We start from the raw sequence: 26,640 nt of genomic DNA, 5'->3' as shown, positions 1-26,640 counted from the left end.
CGAAGCCGGTCGTGTCGCCCGCGAACCGCAGGCCGGACGCTCCGGCGGGAAGACAGCGGCTGCTGTCGACCACGCCCATGACCGCACGTATCCGTGCGCGGGTCGCGGTCGCGTCCGGCACCGCGGGACATCGGGCGTCGGACTGCCTTCGGCCTGCCTTTCCCGCCGACCCGGCCGACGCGCACGCGGCCGGCCCGGCGCCCACCGCACCCGAGGAGGAGACCCATGGCGCAGAAGACACCCGACGCCGTCCTCGCCGACAGCTGCAGGTGGGTCGCGCACTCCACGTGGGAGGCGGCCTACCGTGCCGCGCACGACGACGCGCCCGCGGAGTCCGACATCCAGAAGCGTGTGGAGATCCTCGTCCACGACACGGATTTCATCGACCTCGCCCTGCGCGGCAACCAGTGGCGCAACATCAGCCGTCTCCTGGCCGCCTTCGCGGAGGCCGGCACTGCGGGCGACCCGAACGTCGCGACGTTCTACACCCACACCTACTACCTGAGCCCGGGGGAGGAACCGCCGGAGCATCCGGAGCGTTGGAAGGGCAAGTTCACCTTTCCCGCCCCCGAGGCCGCTCCGTCGACGGCGAAGAAGTCGTCGGCGGCGCCCGCCGCCACCGCCCGTGAGTCCGAACGCGAAGCGGCCTACAACGAGCTCCTCGTCGTCGCCGCGAAGCTGGACAGCACCCGTCGGAGCGGCGGCAGGAAGGTGCTGCCGCACGACACCGCGGCCATGCACGCCGTGCGCCTCGCGGCGAGTCTCCTGTGGCCGCGTGTGGACGCCCCCGCCCCGCCGTTCCCGCCCGGACGGACCGACCGTCTCGTGAAGCTGGTCAAGCGATGGCACGACGCGGCGCTGTTCCCGGAGCGGCTGGACCGGGAGGAAGCGGCCGACAGCGCCTCCTGAGGCGGGGCGCCGATTCTCCTGTCACAGCCCTTGCGCGGCGAGCTCGGTGAACGCGACGCGAGCCGCTCGCGCGATGAGCCTGTCCTGCGGCTCCGCTTCGCGGGCGGCCCGCCGGGAGAGCACGGCGAGGGTGACCGGCGGCGAGTCCGGCGGCCACACGACGGCGATGTCGTTGCGCGTGCCGTAGCCGCCCGTGCCGGTCTTGTCGCCCACCACCCAGCCGTCGGGGGTGCCGGCGCGGATCAGTGCGTCGCCGGTCGTGTTGCGCTTGAGCCAGTCGGTCAGCACCGCCCGCTTGTCCGCACCGAGGACGTCGCCGACGACGTCGCCGAGCGCGTAGGCGCGCAGGGCGGTGGCGAGGGCGCGCGGTGTGCTGGTGTCGCGGGGATCGCCGGGTGCCGCCTCACTGAGATCGGTCTCGTAGCGGTCGCAGCGGGTGGTGCGGTCGCCGAGGGCGACCAGTGCGTTCTGCAGGCCGCCGGGGCCGCCGAGTTCCCGGAAGAGGAGATTGGCCGCGGTGTTGTCGCTGTGGCGGACAGCCGCGTCGCACAGCGCTCGCAGGCTGAGTCCTGTGCGCACGTGCTGTTCGGTGACCGGGGAGTTCGCGACGAGGTCACCGGGACCGTACCGTACGCGCCGGTCGAGCCGCTGGAGCGGGTGGGCCTCCAGCAGTGCAGCCGCCAGGAGCGCCTTGCAGGTCGAGGCGTAGGCGAAGCGCTCGTCGGGGCGGTGGGTGACGGAGCGGCCGCTTCCTGTGGCGATCGCGTACACACCCAGCCGGGCACCGAAGTCCCGCTCCAGCTCCCGGAAGGCACGTGCCGTGCGGTGTGCCGTCGCGTCGGACCGCGAGGGCGCGGTCCCGGACGGGAAGGGCGGCGCGGCGGCCGGGGCGGGCGCATCGCACGCCGTCAGCGGGAGAGCCACGAGGCCGGCCAGTGCGGAAAGCGCGGCACGGCGGCTGGGAGGGGTGGGCACGGGGGTCGCGACGTCCTGCCTTCAGGGGGCTGGTGCACGACCGGCGGCCTGTTCGCCCCCGACGGGTCGGGTGGCACGGCGAAGGGCGCATCCGGCATGCTTCTGCCTCGCCAGCGTAGGGCGGACGCGTTCGTCGCCCGCGGACATGACCGCCGTGTCGCGCGTCTCACCCTCCCGGCGGTTCTCCGACGACGTCCCGTGACTCCGCGGCCTGTCTCACCCTGCGGGCAGGCGGTCGCGCGGAACGTCGTCCAGCCGGCTCAGTGCCGCCACCGTCAGCGCCGTGATCGCCGCCGGCAGTGCCGTGCGGACGTCCGGGGCGAAGCGCGGAGAGTGGTTCGGCGGCACGCGGGCCGCTGAGTCGGCCCACTGCCCGCGGCCTGTCGTACCCAGCATCCAGTAGGCCAGAGGGATTCCGGCTTCACCGTGTACGGCCAGGCCCGCGTCGCCGTAGAAGGGGAAGTCCTCGGCCGCCATGGAGGCCGGCCAGGAGATGACGCGTTCCGGGCCGTACAGGGCCGTGTGCGCGGACCGGATCGCCTCCGTCGCGTCCGGATCGACCCGGAGGGACGGGGAGCGGGACAGCGTGGTCAGGTCCGGGTCGCGCGGACACGCGGAGGCCGCGCACTCGGCCCGGACGATGCGGCCCAGGGCCCCCAGGGCCCGGTCCAGGGTTTCGTCGGTGAGCGCGCGCAGGCCGATGCCGAGTTCGGCCGTGTCCGGGACGACGTTGACCGCGGTGCCCGCCCGCACGGTGCCGACGGTGAGCGTGAGCCGGTCCGCCGGGGCGGTCTCGCGGGAGGCGATGGTCTGCAGGCGGCTGATCACGGCCGCCGCTGTGACCACCGGGTCGACCGTGAGGTGCGGCGTCGCGGCGTGGCCGCCCCGCCCGTGCAGGACCACGCTCAGAGCGGCGCTCGCAGCGGCCATCGGGGTGTGCGGGCCGCCGTGGGCGATCATTCCGGCGGGCAGGGGCGCCGCGTGCTGGGCGAGCACGATGTCCGGGCGGCCGCAGCGCGCGTACAAGCCGTCCGCGAGCATCGCGCGGGCCCCCGTGAGCGTCTCCTCGGCCGGCTGGCCGACGACGACCAGGGTGCCGCGCCAGTGGGCGGTGGCACGGGCGAGCAGATCGGCCGCACCCGTCGCGGCGGCCAGATGGAGGTCGTGGCCACAGGCGTGCATGGCACCGTTCCCGCTGGCATACGGCAGGCCGGTCCTCTCGGTCACGGGCAGGGCGTCCAGCTCGGTGCGCAGATACACCCGCGGACCCTCGCCGTTGCGCAGGACTCCCGCGACGCCGTGGCCGCCCATGCCCCGTAGGACGTCGAACCCGGTGGCGGTGAGCCGGTCCGCGAACAGGGCGGCCGTGCGGTTCTCCCGGCCGGAGAGTTCCGGTGTGCGGTGGACGTCCAGGTAGAGGGTGAGTGCCGGGCGGACCACCGGCGCGAGGTGGACGAGGGCGGGGTGGTTCTCGGTCACGGAAATCCTCTGCGGTGGGTCGGCTGTGGGCCCGCTGGCGTCGCGTGCCAGCGATGTGTGAGTGCGGGGCATGCCGAACGGTGAGTGGCCGGCGGTGGAATGGGGTCGTACACCACGCAGGCGGCCTTCCCCACCCCGGCAGGCCCGATCCGGAGGAGACACCCATGGACAAGGACCTGAGCACCCTCGCCGACGAGATCCTGGAGCTCGAGGCCGAGACCTTCGAGATCTCCGACTACTCGGACGCGAGCGAGGTCGTGCTCGCCGGTTCCACCAGCACCAGCTCCACGTCGACGTGCAGCTCCACCACCAGCACCACCTCCTGCTCGGCCTGACCGGACGTCGGTCAGATGGCCCGGCGCCCGGGATCCGCCCACTCGACGGATCCCGGGCTTCGCCGTGCCCGCACGGGTTCACGGAAACGGGTGCGGCACCCTTCGGATCTCGGTGTCCGTCAGGTCCGTCGTACGGTGACCGCCACGCCTCAGGGCAGTGCGCAGCCGGGGCATCAGCAGGGCCCGCTGCCGGTTCCAGCCGAAGTCGATCGGCAGGAGCCCCGGCACCAGGGTGCTGACGGTGCGCAGACCCATGCGCGCCTGTTCCGGGGTGGTCTGGTCGACCGCGATCACGTCGTGACCGGCCCCCACGAGTTCGCCCACGACCGCGTGCACGTCGTCGCGCAGATCCCCCGTGCGAGGACGCGTCGAGGTCTCCCACCGCCGGTAGACGTCGTCGAGACGGCGTACCGCCGGCGGTTCAAGGTAGCTGCGGGCGTGGGCGGCCATCCTGGGCAGCCCGTACAGCTGGGCGTGGTCCTTGAGGTGGCGGACGCGGTGGAAGTCGTCGGCCATGGCCTCCAGTTCTCCGCGGCGCTCCTCGGTCTGCCGGGCCAGGTGCGGGATGTAGGTGAGGACTTCCGAGAGGGCTCCCTCCACCGCGGACCGGGGGTCCAGCGAGGCGGCTGCCGCGAAGGACAGGGAGCCGGGGCCGCCGTCGCGGCGTACGGCGACGGCGGTGGCGACCGGGATCTCCAGGTCGATACGGTTGTCCAGGACATGGACGTCGTAGCCCTGGAGGGCGGCCCGTTCGGCCATGGCGGCGGCGGTGCGGCCGCCCACGGTCGCGAGGTCGATCTCGGTGAGCCGGGCGTTTCCGTACCAGGCGTTCAGGAACGCGTCCCGTTCCACGAGTTCGAGGAGGCCGCCGAGCACCGCCTCCTCCAGGGAGCCGCCGATCGCGCAGCCGTTGGAGCATTCGAAGACGAAGTTGTCGGCCGCCAGCCCCGCGCTGTAGTAGACGAGGCGGGAGGGGACGAGGACCGGGCGCTCGTCGCGCAGGGACCAGCCCCACTCCCAGGGGATGACCCGCTCCGGGTCGAAGGGGTCGACCAGTGGGTCGTCGCGGTACGTACGCGGATCGTAGAACCCGCAGGTGGCGGGGTCCACGGCATCGGCCTTGAGGTCGTTCCAGGAACCGTTGACGGCCATGGTGCGGCCCCGCCGGTGGGTTCCGGCGTAGCGCTCCAGGCCTTCCAGGAAGGCCAGCGTGCGGCTGGTGGAGAAGGCGTTCTCCTGGCCACTCCAGGTCACGTCGTTGAGTCCGGCGTAGCCGCGTACGAAGACACTGCCGGCGACCGGGGCGGTGGTCGGTGAGGTGACGTCCATCCAGGTGCCGCCGCCGAGGGCCCCGCAGACCGGGTTGGCGAGAGCGTGCTCGGGGATCGGATAGGAGGAGGCGGCGCGCAGCCGGTAGGTGCCGGGGTCGGGCTTGAGCCGGGTCTCCAGGGTGAGCGGGCGCGGCCGCGCCGAGGTGGTTCGCGGGGCGCAGTCCGGGCAGAGAGGATCGGCAAGGAGTGGGTACGTCCGTACCTGAAGCGTCATCAGGTCAAGCCGGGACACCTGCGGAAGGACGCGGTCGGCCGGATCGGGGGCGGGCGGCGCGAGGGCCGGGCCGTCGTCCAGCAGCGCGGTGCAGAGAGCGGCGACGGCGTCGTACGCGTACCCGCTGAACAGGGGCCAGGCACCCGCCGGGCGGGGACCGTCCGGGCCTCCCGTCTCCAGGGCGTCGCGTTCCGAGCGGCTGCGGAGCCGCTGCCACCGCAGGGCGAGGCAACGTCCGCAGGCGGGGGCAGTGCCGTCGCCGCCCCAGGGACCGATCAGCACGGCGGAGGCGGTGAGGTGGACGCGCGCGGCGGCCCGCATGTGCGCCCAGGGGTCGGCGGCTCCCCGTCGGCCGAGTGTGGCCGCCGCATCGGTGGCGCCGACGGGGACGACGGGGACGTCCCGGCCCAGGCGCTCGGTCAGGGCCGTGTGGAGCGCGTCGCGTGCCGTCTCCATCGGCCGGGGCAGCGGCCGCGTGGGGGCGCTCACGAGGACCTCGTCCAGCGGAACGTCCTGACGGCGATCAGACCGAGGACGAGGGCGAACACGGCGAGTCCGGCGCAGCCCACAGCGATGTCGGAGCTGTCGCCCCGGCCCGTCAGCGCGTGGGACACCGCGTCGTTGAGGTAGCGCAGCGGCATGACCAGGGAGATCTTCTGCAGCCAGGTGGGCATGGCGTCCAGCGGGAAGAACGATCCCGACAGGAACGCCATGGGCAGCATCAGGAAGTTGGCGACGGCCGCGACCGACTCGGGGGTGTCGGCGAACGAACCGATGATCACGCCGAGCAGCAGGAAGGTGGTGACGCCGAGCACCATCACCGGGATCAGCAACGGCCACCCTGAGGCGGGTTCGAGGCCGAACAGCGGCAGCATCGCCACCCCGACGAACAGCAGCGACTGCACCAGGCCCACCGCCAGCGCGATGACGTAGCGGGATCCGATCACGGCGGACAGAGGGGCCGGGGACATCCGGATCAGCCGCAGGATGTCGTCGGAGCGCCACTGCATCAGCGTGAACGCGATCCCGAACACGGCGGCGTTGGCGACGCCCCAGGACAGCACTCCGGCGGCGGTGTACGAGATGTAGGCCAGGCCGCTCTGCTCGACGGCCTGGCCCCGGAAGATCAGGCCGAAGACGACGAGGAAGAGAAGCGGGAAGGCGAAGGTGAAGAACAGGGTCGTCCTGTCGCGGACCTGCGCGCGGTAGCCCGCTGCGGTCAGTGCGGCGTACGCGCTCATGGCTGGCGCTCCGGGGTGGTCTCGACGGTGGGGCGGGAGGTGTGCGGGCCCTGGGTGACTCGGGCGGTGAGGTCGAGGTAGACGTCCTCCAGGCTGGGGGTGCGGGTCTGTACCCCGTCCAGGCCCACGAGCCGGTCGAGGGCGCTGAGCACGCGGCCCGTGGTGCGGGTCTCCAGGACCAGGGAGCCGCCCTGGACGGTGACCCGGTCGACGCCGGCGACGGCCGCCGCCTTCCGCTCGTCCAGCCGGCCGAGCGGCAGCAGGAGCCGGCTCGGGGCCCGGGAGGCGTCCACGAGGTTGTGCGGACTGTCGGTGACGACGATCCGGCCGTCCACCAGGATGGCGATGCGGTCGCAGAGCTCCTCCGCCTCGTCCAGGTGGTGCGTGGTGTAGACGATGGTGCGGCCCTGCGCCTTCAGGGCGCGCAGTACGTCCCAGAGGTCGCGCCGGGCCTGCGGGTCCAGCGCGGCGGTCGGCTCGTCCAGGAAGATCAGCTCGGGACCGTGGACCAGCGCGGAGGCGATGGCGAGGCGCTGGCGCTGGCCGCCGGAGAGCTTCTCCACCTGGACGTCGCGCTGCCCGGTGAGCCCCACGGAGTCGAGAGCCGCCTCGGCCGCCGCCCGCGAGGCTCCGTAGAGCGCGGCGACGGTACGCAGGTGCTCGCGGGCGGTCTGCCGCACGAAGAAGGCCGAGGACTGGGTCTGTATGCCGATGCGGGGCAGCAGGGCGGTGTTGCGGGGCCACGGGGACTCACCGAAAAGTGCGACGGAGCCCGTGTCGGCGTGGCGCAGCCCTTCCATGATCTCCACCAGGGTGGACTTACCTGCTCCGTTGGGGCCGAGGAGCCCGAAGAACTCGCCCCGGCTGATGTCGAGGGACACGTCGTCGACGGCCTGCCGGTCCCCGTACCGTTTGGAGACCCCCTGCACGTGGACGGTGGCGGGTGTGGGTCGCATGGCCTCTTCCTCACTCATGTGCTGCGTGGTTCCTTCGGTTCGGGGGCGGTCGCGCGGGCCGGTCAGGTGAGCAGCAGGAGCGCCACCGCGCAGGTGCCGGTCACGGCGAGCAGGAGCAGGAGTGCCGACCCGATGCCGTACGCCGTGTAGATCAGCCGGGCGCGGCGGGGGTAGGCGGAGGCCCGCTCCGAGCCGGTCCGGCGCATGGTCAGGTAGGTCCGCGCCTCAGGCGCGAGGTGAGCGGTGCCGAGGAGGTGGCCGAGCATGCGGTAGCCGTCCAAAGGGGGGAGCGGGACGAGGTTGCTCAGCGCCTGGATGCTGCCGAGCAGCAGCAGTCCGGCGAGCAGGAGTCGGGCCGGGTCGCCGCCGGGGAGCGTGGACCACCACACGGCGAACGGCAGCAGCAGGACCAGGTTGACGTACGCGCCGGCCCCGGCGATCACGAGTTTGGCGTGGCGGCCGGGGATGAAGAGGTAGTCGTCGACGGTGCAGTACAGCATCGCGGCCGGGAACCGCCACCGCAGTCCGATCTCGGCGACATGCCCGCCGAAGTGCTGGGCGGCGACGCCGTGGGCCAGTTCGTGGACGGTGATGCTGAACCACAGGAACAGCGCGACGGCCCCCAGGACGACCGGTTGGCGGATCAACTCGACTACGCCGTAGCCGAGTTCACCCGCGTGGAGGGCGAGAACCAGCACCATGGCCAGCACGGCGGCCAGCAGCGGCAGCTGGATCGTGCGGTGCAGCAGGGGGCGCAGCGCCCGGTGCAGCCGCGCGGTGGTCGCGTCGGCGTCGGCGACCATGCGGCGCGTGCCGCGCCAGAAGGTGCCGGCAGGAGCCGGGGAGGGTGCCGGGGACGGCGGGTCGGGGGCGCCGTCCAGCAGCCCGCGTGCGCCGAGGAGGCCCAGGAGCCGGTTCCAGCTCTCCTCGGCGAGGCGGCGGCCGAAGCGGTCGGCGTATTCGGGGGCGAGGTCGTCCAGGTTCCTGGTGCCGTCGAGCCGGGAGATGACGAAGTGCTCCCTCGTCCCGACCTCGGACACGGCTCCGGTCGCGGGGTGCCGGATGAGGTGCACGGTGCGGGGGCCGCGCAGCAGGGGCGGGCCGATCCGGACGCCGGCCCGCAGCACGGGGCGGTAGGCCCGGGCCGCGCTGTGGGCAGCGGGGACGGGTACGCCAGGGGTGACGCTCATGCGCCGGCCGCCTTCGGTGTGCCCGCCCGGACCGGCTCGCGCAGGACCTGGCCGAGCATGTAGGAGAGGTAGGCCTCGTCACGGATGGTCACATGGAGCCTGTTGTTGGTCATGTGCATGTACGGGGACAGGAGCCTGGGCAGCACGGCGGGTACATGGGTGACCGCCTCCAGCGCAATCGCGCCCGCGGGTTCCGCCCGCTCCTGCCCGGCGTCCTCCCGCGCGGGCCCTTCCCGGACCGGGAAGGCCAGGTCACCCCGGGTTGCGAGATCCTCGACGCGGCCCCGCAGTTCGAGGCAGTGCTCCGCCCACCCGCGCAGGAATCGCGGCAGCCGCCCCGGTTCGCCGCTCCGGACGGCGGCCCGGATCTCGGCGAACCGGCTCCCCAGCTGGGGAGCCATCCGGGCGTACGTGGCCTCGTACTCCTCGGAACCGATGAAACCGGTGCCGGGGAAGGCCCGGTGCCAGAAGGCGTAGTAGCTGTCCAGGTAGTCGGCGAGGCGGTCCTCCTCGGGCAGGAAGCAGCTCGCCATCACCATCATCAGCTGGGCGGAGGTGCCGAGCAGCACCGTCCGCAGGTGCAGGTTCATGGTGCGGAAGGCGTCGATGACCAGGTCACTGGAGTGCCGGAAGTGCCATTCGGCGAGTTCGACCCCGGCCGGGCCGCCGTACTTGGCGTACTCCGGGGTGTAGGGCTCGTGCGTGAAGGAGTTGTTCGGCCGCAGGTTCATCCGGCCGTCCGCGCCCATGAAGCGGGCGCGGTCCTCACCGGGGAACTCGATGTCGAACAGCGCGTTGTAGAAGTCTTTCAGGAAGCCCGAGTCGACCTCGTACAGGGCGGGCCGGCTGCGGAGGAAGGCGGTGAGCGCCTCCTCCGCCCGGCGCTTGACCTCGGGAGCGGCTTCGGCCCGGGCAGGGCGCAGCCGGAGGCGGACGTGCGGGCCCTCGAGCCAGTAGTTGATGAAGAAGTGGCCCGCGAGAAGTCCGTCGGCGGTCAGCCCGTCCACCAGCGGGCGGACGCAGTTGACCAGCATCGGCTGGGGGCTGGCGGCGTAGAAGACGTGGAGTGCGATCCACTCCCCCGGAGGCTCGACGGCCGGGGCGGCGGTGGCGGGGCGGGGGGCGGTCAGTTCCGGCATGTGGGGCCGTCCTCGGTGCGGGAGGGGCGGGAGGTGAAGGTCTCTACGGCCAGTTCGGCCACGTGGCGGCCGTGCGCGGAGGTCAGATGCAGCCCTTCCTCGGTGGGCAGCATCTCGCGCAGGACCACCGTGGCGCCCGGCGTCCGGTCGACGAGGGCGTCGAACGCGGTCAGGCAGAGGGGGCTGTCGAAGTCCACGTACAGGGGCTTGGCGCCGGGAGTGCGGCCACTGGTCCCGAGGACCGTGGCGAAGACCTGGTCGGGCAGTCCGTGGGTGCGGCGCCAGCGCTGCCAGTCCAGGTAGGACTGCGCCTCGTCCGCCTCGGGGCGGCGGACGGGGAGGGTGGTGGTGTCGGCCGTCCAGCTGCGGCGGCTGATGACCACGTCACCGTGGGCCACGCGTGGCCGGCGGGTGACGCCGTCCACGGCGGGGGCCTCCGGCACGCCGCCCCAGACGTCGCTCGGCGTCATGGTGCTGGGCGACATCAGCAGCAGGGTGCGGGGGATCTCCGGCAAAGCCACCGGGACGAGGTAGCCGAGGTAGACGGGAATGACCTCGCGGTCCAGCCGGCGCGAGCGCAGCACGAGGCGGTCGGCCGCGTCGTCGTGGACCAGGAGGAGGTCGTCGAGGTGGAGCCGGTCCGCCTCCGGGACGGTGGACGTCTCTCCTGGGCACACGATCTGGTAGTCCGTCATACGGCCGTGCAGGTTCAGGTTGCTGGTGACCGTGCCGCCCGTCACTTCGGCGAACACCGCTCCCCGGGGCTGTCGTTCGCGCAGCTCTTCCCGGAGCCGGGCGGAGAGACCGGGTTCGGCGGGGCCGTCCGTGGCGTCGTAGACGTGGGTGAAGCGGCTGAAGGGGAAGGCGAGTCCGCCGTACGAACGGTTGAGGACGACCAGGGGCCCGTCCGGGCGACCGGGGACGGGGCCGGACACCTGGATGTGGTGGCTTTGTGGCATGAAGTCGGCTGTCATGGTCGAGAGTTGACCGGTGACCGAGGCGAGGAGGTCGTCCGGAAGCTGCACCTCGTCCGCCATCCCGTCCTTGGCCCACAGCTCCCTCATGCCGGCCACGAAGCCGCGGCGGGCGTCGTCCAGGGTCCGCAGCGCGCTCTGGCCGAGCCAGTTCTCCTCCGGGACGTAGGCACCGTCCCGGTCGAAGGCGGTGCGCTTGGAGGTGAACGAGATGTACTGGTCGAAGAAGTCCTCGTGGAAGTCGTGGACCAGCCCGAGCAGGTCGTCGCAGCGTCCGCCGCTCCCGTAGCGGGCGGTGAAGAAGCCGCGCAGGGTGATGCGCTGGGGCAGTGTGATGTCGAACAGGGGCAGGATGCCCTCGACCGCCCGCAGGGCCCGCCCGGTTCCGCCGGCCAGCAGGCCGGGCGGACAGACCATGTCGCTGCCCGCACTCACGTCCTCGTACAACAGGGACTGCGGCAGGGACGGTTCAGCGGCGCCGAGATCCCTCTGCGCCTGAAGAAGACCTTCGCGCAGAGTGTGCAGCAGCGTCCGGCGGGTGGGGACGTCGGCGGCCGGGTACGCCGCGAGGCACGCTGCCGGGCCGTCCAGGCTGTCGGCGGCCGAGTCGGCCCAGGCCACCCCCAGCCCGCGCAGGGCCTCCTGGAAGGAGCGCAGCGGGTCCGGGCTGTGCACGTCGGTGCGCAGCCCAGGCACCCGGACCATGCCGAGCTGGTGGAGCGCCGTGGCGTACCGCTCGCACTCCGGGCGCTCGGCACCGTGCTCGGCGCGGAGCCAGTCGACGAGGTCGCGGTGGCGCAGCCCGTCGCGGCCGGCGAAGAAGGTGAGCAGTCGCTCCAGGGTGCCGCTGGTACGGAGGTAGAACAGCCGGTCGCGTACGGCGTCGAAGGTCACAGCGGCGCTGTCGTCCCCGGCGGTCACCCATTGCCGTACGTAGCGCACGCGGTCCGCGTCGCGGGCCCAGCCCGGGGAGAGCACGACGGGCAGGTCCTGGCGTCGCACCGGGTCGGCCAGGACCAGATCGGCGATCCGGTTCAGGGCGACGACGCTGAGCCGGACGTGACTGGTCCACTCCTCGCCGACCCGCAGGGCGGCGGCGGTGTCGGCAGGGTCGCCGTCGAAGGTACCGGCGGCCACCGCGGTGAGCGTGGAGAAGGGGCTGGTCTTGCACGCGGTGCGGTAGAGGTAGGTGAGCGCGGACCGCTCGATCTTCCGCATCCGGCCGCCCGGTTCGGCCCGCGTATCGCTCAGGTAGCCGTCGAGCCGGGCGTCCAGGGCGGGCGAGGCGAGCAACAACCCCTTGCGGAAGCGGTCGTGGGACAGGTGCGTACGCAACTCGGTCCGTGAGACCTGCAGTTCCTCGGTCAGTACCGCGGCTCCCCGCTCCAGCCGGCCGGCATGGAGTGCCCGCTCGGCGAGCCAGGCCGAGGTGCGGTCCCCGGCGGCCCGGTCGAGACCGGCGACCAGGCGTACGCAGGCCGGGGGGTCGGCGGGCAGTCGGTTGTTGTACACCTGCCGGCGGAGGGCGAGCAGGGCCCGGCGGGCGGTGCCGCCCGCCGCGTCTGCGGCCGGGACCAGCCCGTGCAGGAGGTCGCTCAGCGCGGCACCGTCGCGGGCGAGGCGCTCCTCCCGGTCCAGGATCTCGTCGGCCCATCGCCGGGTGCGGGGGCATCGCAGTCCGTGGACCGCCTCCACGGGCAGTCCGGCGGCCCGGAGCACGAAACGCCTTCCCGGCTCCCACCGGGTGGTCCCGGGGGGAGTGGTGTCGGACGTCAAAAGGGTCATCAGGTCTCCCCGTCAGGCGATCTCGTGGCGGAAGTCGGCGGGCCGGGGCCGTTCGTTTCCGAGGGGCATGATCAGCAGGGGTGCTTCGTCGCCCCCGGCCAGGCCGAGCTTCTCGATGAAGGAGATGTTGTCGAAGCCCAGCGCGACGCCCGCACCGATCCCGAGGGCGGCTGCGGCCACGTAGAACGTCTGGGCCACCGCGCCCGCCGTGCCGACGGCGAGCCGGTAGCCGCGGTCCCCCACCGCGTCCAGGACGGCGGTGGTCCGGACGGTGGGCACGAGCACGGCACCCGCCTGCTCCAGGTTGTAGTTGGCCAGGAAGTAGTTCTCCTGGAGGAAGGCCCCCTGGTGGCCGGCTTCGACGAGGCGCAGTTCGCCCGTGTCCGGGTCGTAGGCGTACGCGCCCGGCTCGATGCCCTCCACATGGTTCACGAAGGCGTAGAGCCGCGCCTGCCGCACAGCGCCGTCGGGGTCGGCGTCGCTCTCCAGCGAGGTCGCCGCGCAAGCCGCGAGGACGGCCGAGAGCTGGGCCGGGGTGAGCGGCCGGCCGGCGTCGAAGCGGCCGAAGCTGCTGCGCCGCCCGCGCAGGGTCCGGCGTACGGGTACGCCGGGGAAGGCCGCGGCGGGCAGGGAGACACGGGTGCCCCCGGCGGGCACGGGGAGGGCGGCGGCCGGGGCGAGCATGCCGGGTGCGGGGCGGTCTGCCGCGTGGGTGGTGGTCGCGGTGTGCATGGCCCGCACGGTCGGGAAGTCCAGGACGGCCCGTGACCGTTCCACGTCCCGGTGCCGCACGGCGGGGTCGGGCCCGGGGACCGCGACCGTCGCCGCCGGTCCTGACGGAGTCGCCCAGCGCAGCGGGACGACGGCGAAGACGGCCTCCTCCTCCCCCGCGGTCCCGAGCAGGCCGTTCAGCCGGGACTCGTCGAACCACAGGACCGGCGCGGTCCGCAGCCCTCGGGCGCCTGCCCAGATCCGCCAGGTCTGGACGAGTGTGCCGAGGTCGGTGGAGACCACGTGGTAGGAGAAGCTGTTGTACTTGAACGTGTTCTGCCAGTACTTGACGCCGAGGATCAGGTACTGGTCGGTCTCCAGCGCGCCGGCGGGCGCGTCCGGGCCGAGCGCCTCACGGATCCGCGCCGAGACGTCACCGGTCAGCAGCCGTTGCACGGCGTGCCGCTGGACGTCGTAGTAGTGGATGCCGGGAGTCAGCGGGCCGGACGGGCCGGCCGCCCAGTAGATGCTGACCGGGTAGAGGCCGCCACCGCCCGCCGTGCCCCGCGACCAGTTGGCGTGGGTGTAGAAGGGCAGACCGGACAGGTCGCTGTTGGCCTGGATGCCGAGGCGGCGGCCGGTCAGCCCGTACGAGTCCTTGAGCATGGCGGAGAGCAGCGGCAGCGTGAACCCCGCCGGGTCGGGAGCCATGGCGGGATCCGGCGCGGGCACGAGGGCCGGGAGGAGGCCGCGGGCCACGGGAACGTCGGGGAGACCGTCGCCGTCGGGCAGGGCGCAGGGTCTCACGCCGGGGTAGAACTTGCCTTTGCGCGGCCCGTCGGACCAGTTGGGCACGAAGTCCGCGGGTTCCATCGGGACGCGGCCCCGGTGCAGGACGGCGTCGGCGTACTCGTGGGCGTAGCCCATGGGGCCGGCCCCCTTTCGAATCGGCGTGCGGTACGGACGGGCCGTCACGGGAACGGGTGCGGTGCGGGATTGAGGCCGGCGGCCCCGAGGACGGTGCGTATCCGGGGCATGCGCCGGGCGCGCTGACGGGACCAGCCGAAGTCGATGGGGACGAGGCCCGGCACCAGGACCTTCACCGTGTGCAGCCCGACCGCGCGCTGCTCGGGCAGGGTCTGGTCGACCACGACGACGTCGTACCCGGCGGCGGTGACGGCGCCGACCGCACGCAGCAGGTCCTCGCGCAGGTCCGTGGAGGCGGGGGCGCCGCCGGCGTCCGGCCACGCCAGGTCCGCGACGGCGAGCGCGGGTTGCGGGGCTTCCTGGCGCAGCAGGAAGTCCGCGTGCCGCCCCATCTCCGGGACACCGTAGGCGAGCGGGTGGTCGTGCAGGGTGGTGAACCGGTCGAAGTCGGCTGCCATGGCGCGCAGCCTGGACTCGTCGCGCCGGGTGCGGCCGACCAGGTTCACCGAGTCGGTCGCTATCTCGCAGAGCGCGGAGTCCAGCGCGGACTCCGGGTCGAGCCCCGCACCGGCCCCGAAGCACATGCGGCCCACTCCCCCGTCGAATCGCTCGGCGACGGCGGTGACGACAGGCACGGGGAAGCTGATCCGGGTGTCGAAGAAACGGGCCCGGTAGCCGTACATGGCGAGCCGGTCCACCATGTGCCGGGTGGCGGGGCGGGCGCTGGTCACGGGGTCGATCTCCCGGAGCGGCACCTGCCCGTACCAGGCGAGCAGGAAGGCGTCGCGCTCCACGACCTCCATCAGTCCGAAGTAGGCCGCCTCCTCGGTGCTGCCGCCGGAGGCACAGCCGTTGGAGCTCTCCTGGACGAAGCGGTTCTCCAGCCCTGGGGCGTGGTAGTAGGCCAGGATCTCGGGGACGGGGCGCGGCTTGGCGTCCCGCAGGGACCAGCCCCACACCCAGGGGATCTCCCGGTCCGGGGTGAAGGGGCGCACCCGGGGGTTGGCGCGGTGGAACTCCTGGGAGTACAGCCCGGTTTCGCGGGGGTCGACGGCGTCGGGACCGAGGTCGTCCAGCGACGCGGTGAGCCGGGTGGTCTTCGCCCGGGCACGCATCCCGGCGTAGCGCTCCAGCCCCTCCAGGACACCGATGCGCTGACTGTGCGCGAAGGTGCCCGCGTGGCCGCCCCAGAAGGTTTCGCGCAGGTACTCCCCGGAGCGGGTGGAGAAGCAGCCGACGGTCGCGGAGGTGGTGGTGGAGGCCACGTCGCAGATGACGGACGGGCCGAGCGCGCCCCAGTGCGGATTGGCGTAGGCGTCGAGGGGCAGCCGGTAGTCCTCGATCCGCCGCACCCGGAAGGTGCCGGGACGGTACTTGGGCGATGCCTGGGGGGCGTGGACGGCGCCCTCGGCGGTGTCCGGTCGGGGCGTCCCGCAGTCGGGGCACTCCGGGTCGGGCACCAGGGGGTGACTGCGTACGGTCATGCCGTCCAGGTCCACCAGATACACCGTGGGGTACGGCCCCGGGTCCGGATCCGCGCAGGCGAGGCCGGCCAGGAGCGCGGCCACGGCGGCCGCGGCGAAGGGCGTGGCGTACGGCCACTCGCCAACCGACCGTGTGCCGGCGCGCAGTTCGAGACCTTCACGCAGCGGCACCGAGCGCACGCCCTGCCATCGGCGGGCCAGACACGTCCCGCAGCCGGCCGCCCGGCCGTCGCTGGGCCGGGGCCCGACCAGCACCTGCCGTCCGTACAGGTGGACGGGCACGGCTCCGCGTTGCGCCGGGGCGGCGTCCTGCGCGGTGTACGCGTCGCGGACGCCGAGCGGAACCACCGTCACCGGGGGCGCGGTGGGAGCGACCTCGCGGAGGGCGCCGTTCAGAGCTTCGGCGAAGCGGCGCGCGGACCCGGCCCGCGCGGTGGTTCCGGGGCGCCCGGGGGTCTCCGCCGGCGCGGAGGTGTCAGCCCGCATCGGTGACAGCCCGGGTGAGCAGGACGCGCACGGTGAAGATGCCGGCGGTGGGCAGGTCGGCAGCGTGCGTGGGTACGACCAGGGCGTCGCGGCCGGCGGCCCGCAAGCGGTCCAGGACGCGGGTCCAGTCCGTGGCAGGGCCGGGCGGCTCCGGCTCGGAGCGGGTGACCGCGATCAGGGCCGCGTCCAGGTCGGGCAGCAGGGGGTCACCCGTGTCGGGTGCGGTGCCGGCCCCGCCCTCGGGGTCGGCCGCGTACTGCGCCTCGCCGAGGAGGTCCCGGACGGCATCGACGACGGCGCCCGCGCGGTCCAGAGCGGCACCGACGGCCCAGCGGGCAGGTCCCGTGGTCCGGGCCAGGACGACGTGGGCGCCCGAGTGGCCCGTTTCGCCGAGGTCGAGCAGTTCCACGGCCGGCCCCATGTGGGCGGCGGAACGGAGGAGGAACCTCACCTCGGGGTCGTTGCCGAGCGCCTCGTGCGGAATCACGGCCACCTCCCCCGCCTGCCTGACGGCCCGGCCCAGTGCGTCATGGGCGAGCGCGGAGAGCAGCCCGCAGGCGGCCGCCTCCGGCAGGTCGGCCCCGGCCCCCGCGCCCGCCCGGGTGGGTTCGAAGCGCCGGTCGGCGTTGTCGCGGCCCAAGGGGCGCACAGCCCCGGCGGGCACCCGCACCTGCTCCTTGGTGACGAGCGAGGTGGCGGAGGTCCAGGCCGTGGGGGCGCCGAAGCCGGTGCCGGAGGCGGTGGTGAGGGCCGCCGGGTCCACGGCGGGCACCGTGTCGTCCAGAGCGGGCGCCGCCGGCACCACGTGCTCGGCGTAGACGGCCGCCGCGGCGTTCAGCGCGCGCAGCCTGGCTCCGGCGGTGTGGTGGACGTCGAAGGCGGTGACAGTGCGCAGGCCGTGCGGGCCCAGGCCGACGGCGACGGCGCCGACCTTCAACGGTGTCTGGGTCAGGGGCTCGTCCGCGTAGTGGGTGAAGACCCCTGTGTGCGGGCGGACCAGCGCGGAGCGGCGCTCCAGCTCGGCCAGCGGGCCCTGGGCGGCGTCGTCGTCCGGAGCGGTGGCGACGGTCGGCAGGAAGGCCGGGCGCGCCGGGGCGGAGGACAGGTCGACCGGCTCCGGGGAGTTCGCGACGGGGGCACAGAACGGGCAGCGGGGATGCGGCAGCAGCGGCTCCGAGGCGACGTCGAACGACGCCATGTCCTGGATGAGCAGCTTGTTGCGGGTCTCGGGCGGGAGCGCCTCGGTGATCAGGCGGAAGACCTCGTAGCCCAGCAGATTGCCGAGCATCGCCGCGAGCGGTCCCGCCGGCTGGGCTCCCGGCGTACCGGTGCCGAGGGCGAGCCCGCTCCACAGATCGGCGGCCTCGGCAGGAGTGCCGGGGGCGCCGAGGCGCAGGGCGGCGCACGCCCAGCAGCCCGTCGACCCGGCCGTCATCACCGGGCCGACCACGGCCCGGGGCCCGAACGTCCAGGCGGGCAGCAGCGTCCGGCCCTCGGGGACGCCTTCCCGCAGCAGGGCGAGCACGGTCGCGGGTACGCCGGGTCCGGCGGCGGCCACCACGACGTCGTACCCCTCGTACGCCGCCCAGCCTGCCGGCCCGGCCGTGGTGTCCGGCAGGGCCGCCAGCTCCACGGGACAGCCCTGGTCGGCGAGTTCGGCCGCTTCACCGAGGACCGTCGCGAACTCCTCCGACGGGGCGCCCCCGGAGCCGTCCAGCAGTGCGTGGGTGACGGCCACGGCGGCACAGCCGTTGCGTATCAGGGACAGCACGCACCAGCGGGCCACCGGGCCCTCGCCCAGGACCGCGACCCGGGTGGCGCGGTAGCGGGCGAACCGGGTGCCTGCGTCGTCGGCGTAATGGTCGATGTAGCCGATCTGCTCGGCGAAGCGGGAGGTGACGGCCCGGGGAACGGCGGGGGCGCCGGCCGGCTCCTCGGCGGGAGGCGGCACCGGACGCGCGAAGCCACGCGCGTAGAGCGCCGCGACGAGTTCGCCCACCATCGCCTTCTGGCGCTCCCCGAAGCCCTGGCAGATCTCCTCCACGCTTCTGCTGCCGTCCAGATGCGGCACCAGGAGGGTGGCGAACCGGTAACCGGACTTGGCGGTGAGCTGGAAACCGCCGTCCGCGTTGTGGAAGATCACCCCGTCGGGCGTCTCGGTGAACAGGACGTCGCGCCGGACTCGCGGCCGGGTACCGGCGGTCTGTGCGTACGGCGTTGTGGTTGCCATGCGTGCGTCACACCTCTTGTTCGGGGGCGGGGCGGTCCGGGGTCAGGACCTTTGCGGTTGTCGTGCCGAGCGCGCGGATCTCGGGCGCTCGGCGGGGGACGGGGCTCGTGACGTGGGGAGTGGCGCGGGGTGTTCGTCGGGCCGGCCGGAGCCGGACAGAGGTCGGGCCGCGTCAACGCAGCGCGGCGGTGCTGCCCACCGAGGGGATCTCCGCACGCCGGGGCGGGCGCACCAGGGCCGTCGGCGCGTCGCTTGTGCCGGGTGCCGTGGCTCGCCGGGCATGCGCCCGGAGCAGGTCGTGCATCCAGAAGGCCCCCGGCCGGCCCTCCTCCAGGAGGCCGGCGTCGAGGAGCCGCTCCATCACCTCCTCCGCCCTGTCCTCCGGGATGCCGAGGACATCGGCTGCCCCGAGGGCGGTCAGCGGACCGTGCGCTCCGGCCCCGAGCCGCAGATGCGCCTCGGCCAGCGCCGGGGGGAGCCGTTCCAGCGCCTCGTCCAGGGTCAGCGGCACCGACATGCGCGGGTCGTCCGCCAGGGTGAGCCGGGCGGGCAGGTCGCGGCGCAGCCAGTCCGCGCAGTCGGCCAGGGGCAACCGGGGCCGGGTGAGCAGGCGGGCGGCGGCAATGCGCAGGGCCAGCGGGTGGTGCCCGCAGACGGAGGCCAGCAGACGGGCGGCCGAGGGCTCGGTCTCGACCCGCTCACGACCGAGTACGGCGGTGAGCAGAGCGAAGGACTCCCCCGGTTCGAGGGCGCCCAGCCGGTGCACGGTGCCGCCGTGCGTGGCGACGAGTGCGGCGAGGCCCATCCGGCTGGTGACGATGGCGGCGCCCCCCGCGTTGGCGGTCAGCAACGCGCGTACCTGGTCGGGGTGGACGACGTCGTCCAGGATCAGCAGGGTCCGGCCGTGCCCGGCGGCCGCTGCGGCGAGCGACCCGCGCAGGTGGTCGGTGGCCTCGCGCACGGGCTTCGGGGTGCCGTCGGGACGGGTGAGCGGGAGCAGGACACAGCCGCCGGGGTAGTGGGCGGCGACCGTGTGGGCGGTGTGCAGGGCGAGCGCGGTCTTGCCGATGCCGGGCGCCCCGGAGAGCACCGCGAAGGGCGGGCGCTCCAGTGGCTCCTGATTGGACGTCAACAAGTGTGCGAGCAAGTGGACTTCACGCTCGCGGCCGGTGAAGAAGGGCACTGTGGGCAGCGGTGCGGGCGCGGTCGCAGCGTCGTCGGTCCGCTCGTCGGGGCGGCCCGCCTCCACGGTGTGGACGCCCGCGTCTCCCCCTGACGTCGGACCGCCGGACGCGGGACCGCCGGTCCGGGAGTCCGGTGCGAGCGAATCCGGCGCACGGCCGGCATCGACGCTGCCGAGATCTTCGCCACGCAGGATCGCGAGTTCGAGCCGCTGGAGGCCGGCCCGCGGGCCGACACCGAGTTCGTCCCGCAGATACCCCTTGATACGGCGGCACTCCGCCAGCGCCTCGCTCTGCCGGCCGGTGCGGTAGAGCGCCAGCATGAGCTGCTCGGCGAACCGCTCGTGGCCCGGGTATACGCGCGTAACCTCCCAAAGATCAACGAGTGTCTCGCGGCAACGACCATGATCCAGTTCGATGTCGCAGACCCGCTCCAGCACCCGTAGCCGCTCCTCCGCGAGCCGGGGCACCTCGTCGCGGTGCAGCAGGTCGGAGGGCACGTTGGCGAGCAGCGGGCCCCGCCACAGCGCGAGTGCCTGGCGCAGGGTGTAGAGCTCGGACTCGTCTCCTGAGGTGCCTGCCCGGTCCACGAGCTGCCGGAAGTGCAGCAGGTCGAGGGTCTCGGCGTCGGCTCTCATGCGGTAACCGCCGGCCACCGCCACGACCGCCTGGTCCTCGATGCCGTACTTGGCGAAGATCCGGCGGAGCCTGAGGACACAGCTCTGCAGCGCGGCCTTGGCGGTGGCCGGCTGTTCCTCACCCCAGACGACCCCGCGCAGGTGCTCGGTGGAGACCACGGAGCCCGGGCGGATGAGCAGCGCGGCCAGCAGCGCGGTCGGCTTGGAGGGCGGCAGGACCACGACTTCCCGCCCGTCGGTGATGCTCAATGGCCCGAGCAGTTGGAATCGCACTCTCGACGCCTCCCCTTCGTACCTCGCCTCGGCCGCATGGCCCGCACGGTGCCGGAGCCTCCCGGCCTACTGCCAGCCGAAGTCGTGCCGGCCCCGGCCGTGCACCGGCGGCCCGGGAGGGGCCGGGGGCCGGACGTGGTCGGAGGCGCCGCCGGGCAGGGACCTCGCGACGGGGGCGGAGGCAGTCCCGGTGGCGGTGGGAGGGGTGGCCGGAGCTCCGGCCGCGGCCTGGGCCGGAACGGCGAGGACGGCGACGGCGAACCCGGCGAGGACGAAGGTTCTGAGTCCCGGACAGGAAGCGCGGTGGAGGCGAGTCATATGAGGAGCCTTCCGACTGTCTGTGGGAAGCGGTCTGCAGCATGGCGAGTTTTGTATGAAGTGATGCAACGGTGAAGGTCGGGCCCGTGGACCGATGAGGCCATGGCCCCTTCCGTCCAGCCCTCGCGGCCCCGGCCGCATTGGCGCGAAGGCCCCCTGCCCGAAGGGGCGCGCCCGTGCCATGATCTCTGCCGAAGCATCATCGGAGAGTCGAAGAGAATCCATCGTGACCTGCGGCGACAACCCCCCGGAGGCGCCTGTCTCCTGGCAAGGAGGGACGATGCTCGGCCCCTTGGGTCTGGACGCCACGGCAGAGGCCGTGTACCGCGCGCTGCTCTGCCATCCTCACGCGACGGCCCCGGAACACTGCAGGCGGCTGGATCTGACGCTGAAGCAGTTTTACCGCGCGCTCGAAGAGTTGACAGATCTCTCGCTCGTCCGACCGGCCGCCGGGGACGACCCCCGCCGCGTCCATGTGGTGAATCCGAAGCTCGCACTGGAGACGCTCCTGGCCCGCCAGCGGGCCGAACTTGCCGCCCGCGAACAGCAGGTACGGGCGGGCGAGGCGGCGGTGGCCGACCTGCTCAGCCGGCTGCCGGCGTCGGACCCTGTCACGGGCGGGCCGCCCGTGGTGCACCTGGACGGTGTGGACCACGTACGGGACTACCTGGCCCGGCTGCACGAGGAGGTGGCGGAGGAGATCCAGACCTTCGCCACGGGTGGAGCGCAGACCGAGGAGAACATGACCGCGTCCCGCCCGCTCAACCAGCGGCTGCTCGGGCGCGGCGTGCGGATGCGCACGGTCTACCTGGACAGCATCCACAACCACGCCCCCACGGTGGCCCATGTGACCTGGCTCGCCTCGCTGGGCGCCGAGGTCCGTACCGCGCCGTCACTGAGTACCCGCATGATCATCGCCGACCACCGTCTGGCGCTGGTGGCGCTGGACGACCAGGATTCCTCACTGGGTGCGCTGGTGGTGAGCGGGCGAGGGCTCATCGCGTCCCTGGAAGCCTTGTTCGACAGCGTCTGGGACCGGGCGGAACCGCTGGGCCGCGAGGAGAAGCAGGAGGACGACGCGCTGACCCGGCAACAGCAGGAGACGCTGCGGCTGCTGGCCCGGGGATATACGGACGAGGCCATAGCCAAGCGGCTCGGGGTGTCCCCCCGCACCGCCCGCCGCATCGCCACGGGCCTGCTCGGGCACCTGGAGGCCCGCAGCCGCTTCCAGGCGGGCGTTCACGCGGCACAGCAGGGCTACCTGCGCACGGGCGGGCCGAAGACGTAGGACGGTCTCGACGAACTGCCGCCGCTCGGCCGGGTGGAGGGTCCGGCGTCTCCGCCTGTGCAGCGAGCCGGCGGTCAGAAGACGTCCTCCTCCCGCATCAGGGTGAGCAGGTTGAGCAGTTCCACGTAGAGCCACACCAGAGTGAGGGTGAGCCCGAAGGCCGCGAGCCAGGCATCTCCCCGGGGCACGCCGTGCTCGACCTCGTCCTCGACCTGCTTGAAGTGCAGGGCCAGGAACGTCGCCGCCAGCACGACGCCGGCGACGCCGAAGGCGATGCCGGGACCGCCACTGCGGAAGCCGAGTCCGTCGTCATCCCCGAAAGCGGAGAACAGGAGATTCGTGACCGTGAGCAGCGCGTAGCCCAGGGCCGCAGCTGCCACGAAGCCGTAGAAGCGACGGGTGACCCGAATCCAGCCGAGTCTGTACGCGATCAGCACTCCGGCGAAGACCGCCATCGTGCCCAGGACGGCCTGGATGACCACGCCGGGGGCGATGTAGGTGGAGACCGTGGCGGAGATGACACCGAGGAACACGCCCTCGAACGCCGCGTACGCAAGGATCAGGGACGGGCTCGGCCTGCGCTTGAAGGCCTGCACCATGGAAAGCGTGAACGCGGCCAGGGCGGCGCCACCGGCGATTCCGTACGACGTGCCGATCCGCATCTGGTCCACCGGAAGCAGGACCCACGACAGGACCGCCGCGAGGACGACCGTCCCGAGCGTCATGGCCGTACGGACGATCACGTCATCCATCGTCATGATTCCGTCGGTGTCCTGCGCGGAGGAGCCGAACCCGGGGCCGTAGGCCGCTCGGGTGCCCTTGCGGAGGTCGATCGTGGCCGACGGCGGCGATGCGACGCTCATCCGGCTTTCCGTGACCGCTGAACGTCCTGGTCCGGCGTCGCTGTAGTCCCAGGTCTTCCACTGCCGGAGGAGCGGATTACTGCTCTTCAGTGATCGTCTTCCTGTGTCCACCATCCGACTGCCTTCTCTGCTCGTTCATCCGCGGTCGCGCCATGCGCTCCTGTACAGTCACACGCAGAACGTCACCAGTCAAGGCGGTGACGCGCGGGGGTGTTCTTGGGCGCGGGGCCGGGCGGCAGTGGCGCGCCGCGCGGCGACCGCGGACCCCCCGCGCGCCGCGCGGCGACCGCGGACCCCGCGATCGGATCCTTGCATCCCCAAATGTCACCATTTAGAGTGGTGACATGATGCATGCGTTCGCAGGAGGTGCCCTGGCCCTCGACTTCGCAGGAACACTGCGCTACCGGCACCGGCCCGATCCCCGCGAAGACATGCACTCCCCCGTAACCCTCGGCGCGTGGTTCCACGAGAGCGGCATCCTGGACCGCGACATCCCGTGCGGGACGGCAGACCTCCACGAGGCCTGGGCACTCCGAGAAGCCGTCTACCACCTGATCCTGGCGAAGATGTCCGGCAGGACCCCGGACCAGGACGCCCTGACGCTCGTCAACGACTACGCCCGTAGGCCCGCACCCGTTCCGCAGCTCACCCCGGATGGACGGCGGCATGTCGTCGACCCGTCCGCCGAGCAGGCCTTCGCCGCCGTCGCCCAGGACACCGTGTCGGTCCTCGGCGGCCCGGAGGCTGCACTGCTCAAGGAATGCGGCAATCCCGAGTGCTCCCAGGTCTACATCGACCGCTCCCGGGGATCACGGCGTGAATGGTGCGCCATGGACCCGTGCGGCAACAAGATCAAAGCCGCGGCATACCGGGCCCGCAAGCGGGTGAGCGCTCTGAAGGCGGCCTCCACACGCTCGCGATAGCCGGAGTTCACGTCCGGCACGCCGGCGCCCGCACACACATCCCGACACCCACTTGACCGGTGACGGAAGGTGGTGCCACTATTGCGTCACCCATTAAACAGGTGACGCGGAGTGTGTGCGCACACCTCCGCACGTGACGACTCACGCCGCTCCTGGACCGGCCGGGTCGCCGGGGCAGCCATCCCCGTCGGGGACAGACAGCCTTCCTGCCTTCCGCGCAGGCGTGCGAGCCCTACAGAGAGGCGTTGTCATGGAGCAGGAACACGCGTCCACGGATGCGGCGCAGCTACGACGCGCCCTGCGGTTTTCGAAGCTGCCGGACCCCATCCGCCTCGAGGACACCGTGGAGGAACGGCCCGCAGCGCCCCACGACGCGGACAGCGGTGCCTACAACTCGGACTGGTGGCTCATACGCATGGGCGGTCTGTAACCACGGGCACCGGCGGGCGGTGCCGCCACCTGCCGGCCCCCACCACCCGAGAGGTGTACGGACTCGGCCGGTCAGCACTCCCGGGACACCGGGCGCACCGCCTCCCCCAGAGCCCGCGCCACGGGGCGCAGCCCGCGTGATACCCCGCTCATGGAACGACACATGACACCCCGAAAGAGATCTTCACGATGATGCGCACGTTCATCCTCAGACTGACTTCGATCGCAGCCGCGGGCGCTGTGGCACTCGGGTGCTTCCTACACGTCTTCTGAACTTGCCGTTCGACCTCGGCGCGAGATGCATCGGGCGAGTGACTCTGTGGGCCGGCAGAGGCGATCGAGGAGAGGGCTGGTGACCACGAACCAGTGGACACTGATACGGCCGTGCTCCTTCTCCAAGATCGGTGGTGCCTCACCCCGGTGGACGTAGCGAAGGTACCGGCGGCGGATCGGTGTTCCGGCTATCAGGAGCACCGGTGAGGCGATGAGGACGGCCGCCGGGACCAGGACTCTCGCGGCGGTGAGCTTCGCCCTCTCCTCGTATCGCATGCGCCCAGTGTGCTGATCCCCACCGTCGCTGTCAGCTTGTTCTGCGCGGTTTGCATGAGGCCCGGTCAGCACAGGTATGGGCGTCGGGCCGGAGCCACGGCGGGACGTCCACGGCCAACGGCGCTCTGTACGGCGGGCTCAACCAGGGGCGGGGCGGCATCGGCCGACCGCGTCGAGCTCTGGCCGGGATGCCGGCCCGGTGGCACTTGAGTGACAACCTCGGCGCCCTCTTCGACCACCAGGAACGGCCTTACGGCGCCCCGTGGCCTCCTCGCTCCACCGTCTCCGCCGCCCGCGCAGCGGTATCGGAAGGGAGAGCGCCGTCGAGCCAGGCGGCCAGAGCGGCAACTGCGGCAGCATCGGCCTCTGCGAGGCGTTCGACGAACGGCAGTGCGCACGCGTCTGCCGGTGCGCCGGTGCGGGCGAGCACCGACAGCAGTGCCGTGCGGGCGTTCGCGGGTGAGGGCGGGCCCACGGGGCCGGGGAAGCCACCGTGTTCGGCGAGAGCCTGCGCAAGCCAGGCGTCGATCCTGTCGCGTCGGCGGGTCCCGCTTCGCGCATCGAGTGCCCGGGGCTCCTCGTCGCCGGTCCCGCTCGCCACCGCGTCTGCGCAGCAGCCGAGTTGACGGGCCGTCGCCTCGGTACCGTCCGCCGTACGGCGGAGGGCCTCGCGCCCCGACTGCGCGACCTCCTGGCGGCGCTGCCCGGCCGCGCGCTCCTCCTGGACGAGCGGGTCGGAACCGGGCATGTAGACGGCTGTGGTGCCGGCGAGCAACTGCTCGATGCGTTCCCATTCGGCGAGCACCGCCGCACCGTGGCCGCCGTCGTCGGCCGCCTCGTCGTGGCACACACCGAAGTGATCGATACGCGCGTCCTCGAGCGCGGTGCGGACGTCCGAGTGGGTCAGGCCCACCGCCCTCCGCGGGACCGAGGCCCTGCCGCGGAGGAATGGCGAGGTGGCCACAGCTTCCCTTTCCGTCATGGCCGCGCCCGTGCCCGGCCGGCCGTCCCCTGCCGCGGGTGCTCCGGCTCGTACGCAGGAAACGCACGCCTGAAATTCCGGAGGAGACCCCTCCCCCGGCGATCCTTTGCCGGCACAGACCCGACGGGTCGACAGGCATTCCCGTCGGCTCGTGCGTGCCCGCAGGTCCCGCACCGGGATGTGACGCCGAGTGGGGGACCTGCGGCTCGTGGCACCGGCCGTTACCCTGTGGGTCAGACGGCGAAGGCGTTGATCGTGACGGGTATGTTGCCGCGGGTCGCCTTGGAGTAAGGGCAGATCTGGTGAGCGGCGTGGGCGAGATCCTCGGCCTCGGCCTGCGTGATGCCCCCGACCGTGAGGTCGAGGACGGCGGCAAGGGAGAAACCGTCGTCGCCGTGGTCCAGCGAAATCTTGGTGTCGATCTCGGTGCTGGTCAGCCGGATCTTGCCCTCCGCGGCCGCGAGACGGACAGCCCCCAGGAAGCAGGCGGACCAGCCCGCCGCGAAGAGCTGCTCGGGATTGGTGGCGCCACCTGCCCCGCCGAGCTCCTTCGGCAGCGACAGACCGGTGTCCAGCAGACCGTCGTCGGATCGGGCGTGGCCGCCGTTGCGGCCCTCGCCGGTGACCTTCACAGCGGCGGTGTACGTGTGCGGCATGAGATGTCCTTCTCGGAGGGGAGACACACGGATCCCGTGCGTCGCGGACCGTTGGACGAGGACGCGGATCGTGCGTCACTCGCTCAAGCGGTGACTTGATCCTCACAGCAATACCGTCACCTGTCAAACAGGTGACGGCAGGATCGCCCGGCCGGCACACCAACCCGGGCCGGC

The 26,640-nt window shown here is 72.7% G+C and carries 21 protein-coding genes; 5 read left to right on the top strand and 16 right to left on the bottom strand.

The features are described from left to right. Window positions 1–225 precede the first annotated feature (225 nt). Window positions 226–909, top strand: coding sequence for a hypothetical protein (locus tag OG206_RS31235; RefSeq protein ID WP_327121945.1), 684 nt, complete (start codon window positions 226–228; stop codon window positions 907–909). A 21-nt stretch (window positions 910–930) separates the two neighbouring features. Here the strand turns inward: OG206_RS31235 and bla are convergent, their stop codons facing one another. After that, window positions 931–1,884, bottom strand: a complete 954-nt coding sequence (gene bla / locus OG206_RS31230) for a class A beta-lactamase (RefSeq protein WP_327121944.1) — start codon at window positions 1,882–1,884, stop codon at window positions 931–933. Window positions 1,885–2,100: 216 nt separating this feature from the next. Then, the gene (locus OG206_RS31225) at window positions 2,101–3,363 is read right to left on the bottom strand and encodes an amidohydrolase (RefSeq protein WP_327121943.1); all 1,263 of its coding nucleotides are present in this window, start codon (window positions 3,361–3,363) and stop codon (window positions 2,101–2,103) included. A gap of 164 nt (window positions 3,364–3,527) precedes the next feature. On the opposite strand from OG206_RS31225, the gene OG206_RS31220 reads away from it, so the two are divergent. Beyond that, window positions 3,528–3,698 carry a thiazolylpeptide-type bacteriocin gene (locus OG206_RS31220; RefSeq protein ID WP_327121942.1) on the top strand — a complete coding sequence of 57 codons (171 nt, stop codon included), beginning with the start codon at window positions 3,528–3,530 and terminating at the stop codon, window positions 3,696–3,698. Between the two features lie 78 nt (window positions 3,699–3,776). On the opposite strand, the gene OG206_RS31215 is transcribed toward OG206_RS31220, so the two are convergent. The 11 genes from OG206_RS31215 to OG206_RS31165 all read right to left on the bottom strand — a co-directional run bounded on the left by OG206_RS31215 (window position 3,777) and on the right by OG206_RS31165 (window position 20,776). Continuing rightward, on the bottom strand, window positions 3,777–5,699 hold the full coding sequence (locus OG206_RS31215; protein WP_327122454.1) for a TOMM precursor leader peptide-binding protein: 1,923 nt from the start codon (window positions 5,697–5,699) through the stop codon (window positions 3,777–3,779). 29 nt (window positions 5,700–5,728) lie between these two features. After that, the gene (locus OG206_RS31210) at window positions 5,729–6,484 is read right to left on the bottom strand and encodes an ABC transporter permease (protein WP_327121941.1); all 756 of its coding nucleotides are present in this window, start codon (window positions 6,482–6,484) and stop codon (window positions 5,729–5,731) included. Then, window positions 6,481–7,458, bottom strand: a complete 978-nt coding sequence (locus OG206_RS31205) for an ABC transporter ATP-binding protein (RefSeq protein ID WP_327121940.1) — start codon at window positions 7,456–7,458, stop codon at window positions 6,481–6,483. Before OG206_RS31205 ends, OG206_RS31210 begins: the two co-directional genes overlap by 4 nt. Before the next feature lie 44 nt (window positions 7,459–7,502). After that, on the bottom strand, window positions 7,503–8,630 hold the full coding sequence (locus tag OG206_RS31200; protein WP_327121939.1) for a metalloprotease: 1,128 nt from the start codon (window positions 8,628–8,630) through the stop codon (window positions 7,503–7,505). Next, a complete protein-coding gene (locus tag OG206_RS31195) occupies window positions 8,627–9,769 on the bottom strand; it encodes a lantibiotic dehydratase C-terminal domain-containing protein (RefSeq protein WP_327121938.1) in 1,143 nt (380 codons plus the stop codon). The genes OG206_RS31200 and OG206_RS31195 overlap by 4 nt, the downstream gene beginning before the upstream one ends. Beyond that, complete coding sequence (locus OG206_RS31190; RefSeq protein ID WP_327121937.1) at window positions 9,757–12,528, bottom strand: lantibiotic dehydratase; 2,772 nt, start codon at window positions 12,526–12,528, stop codon at window positions 9,757–9,759. The genes OG206_RS31195 and OG206_RS31190 overlap by 13 nt, the downstream gene beginning before the upstream one ends. 12 nt (window positions 12,529–12,540) lie before the next feature. Then, the gene (locus tag OG206_RS31185) at window positions 12,541–14,166 is read right to left on the bottom strand and encodes a nitroreductase family protein (protein WP_327121936.1); all 1,626 of its coding nucleotides are present in this window, start codon (window positions 14,164–14,166) and stop codon (window positions 12,541–12,543) included. A 44-nt stretch (window positions 14,167–14,210) separates the two neighbouring features. Further along, window positions 14,211–16,136, bottom strand: a complete 1,926-nt coding sequence (locus tag OG206_RS31180; protein ID WP_327121935.1) for a TOMM precursor leader peptide-binding protein — start codon at window positions 16,134–16,136, stop codon at window positions 14,211–14,213. Continuing rightward, complete coding sequence (locus OG206_RS31175; RefSeq protein WP_327121934.1) at window positions 16,126–18,366, bottom strand: TOMM precursor leader peptide-binding protein; 2,241 nt, start codon at window positions 18,364–18,366, stop codon at window positions 16,126–16,128. Before OG206_RS31175 ends, OG206_RS31180 begins: the two co-directional genes overlap by 11 nt. Window positions 18,367–18,538: 172 nt before the next feature. Continuing rightward, window positions 18,539–20,458, bottom strand: coding sequence for a BTAD domain-containing putative transcriptional regulator (locus tag OG206_RS31170; protein ID WP_327121933.1), 1,920 nt, complete (start codon window positions 20,456–20,458; stop codon window positions 18,539–18,541). 66 nt (window positions 20,459–20,524) lie between these two features. Continuing rightward, complete coding sequence (locus tag OG206_RS31165; protein ID WP_327121932.1) at window positions 20,525–20,776, bottom strand: hypothetical protein; 252 nt, start codon at window positions 20,774–20,776, stop codon at window positions 20,525–20,527. Window positions 20,777–21,056: 280 nt separating this feature from the next. On the opposite strand from OG206_RS31165, the gene OG206_RS31160 reads away from it, so the two are divergent. Then, window positions 21,057–22,064 carry a helix-turn-helix domain-containing protein gene (locus tag OG206_RS31160; RefSeq protein WP_327121931.1) on the top strand — a complete coding sequence of 336 codons (1,008 nt, stop codon included), beginning with the start codon at window positions 21,057–21,059 and terminating at the stop codon, window positions 22,062–22,064. Between the two features lie 74 nt (window positions 22,065–22,138). Here OG206_RS31160 and OG206_RS31155 read toward each other — a convergent pair whose 3' ends face one another. Further along, complete coding sequence (locus OG206_RS31155) at window positions 22,139–23,017, bottom strand: Bax inhibitor-1/YccA family protein (RefSeq protein WP_442805975.1); 879 nt, start codon at window positions 23,015–23,017, stop codon at window positions 22,139–22,141. Between the two features lie 254 nt (window positions 23,018–23,271). Here OG206_RS31155 and OG206_RS31150 point away from each other — a divergent pair, with 254 nt between their 5' ends. Next, a complete protein-coding gene (locus OG206_RS31150; protein WP_327121929.1) occupies window positions 23,272–23,850 on the top strand; it encodes a CGNR zinc finger domain-containing protein in 579 nt (192 codons plus the stop codon). A gap of 250 nt (window positions 23,851–24,100) precedes the next feature. Beyond that, window positions 24,101–24,280: a hypothetical protein gene (locus OG206_RS31145; RefSeq protein ID WP_327121928.1), complete on the top strand. Its 180-nt coding sequence runs from the start codon at window positions 24,101–24,103 to the stop codon at window positions 24,278–24,280. Window positions 24,281–25,078: 798 nt separating this feature from the next. Here OG206_RS31145 and OG206_RS31140 read toward each other — a convergent pair. Both OG206_RS31140 and OG206_RS31135 read right to left on the bottom strand, forming a co-directional pair. After that, window positions 25,079–25,792, bottom strand: coding sequence for a hypothetical protein (locus OG206_RS31140; protein ID WP_327121927.1), 714 nt, complete (start codon window positions 25,790–25,792; stop codon window positions 25,079–25,081). 251 nt (window positions 25,793–26,043) lie between these two features. Further along, the gene (locus OG206_RS31135) at window positions 26,044–26,466 is read right to left on the bottom strand and encodes an organic hydroperoxide resistance protein (RefSeq protein WP_327121926.1); all 423 of its coding nucleotides are present in this window, start codon (window positions 26,464–26,466) and stop codon (window positions 26,044–26,046) included. Window positions 26,467–26,640 lie beyond the last annotated feature (174 nt).

It is taken from the genome of Streptomyces sp. NBC_01341 (assembly GCF_035946055.1).
Lineage (GTDB): Bacteria > Actinomycetota > Actinomycetes > Streptomycetales > Streptomycetaceae > Streptomyces.
This window is presented reverse-complemented; position numbering and strand designations above follow the sequence as displayed.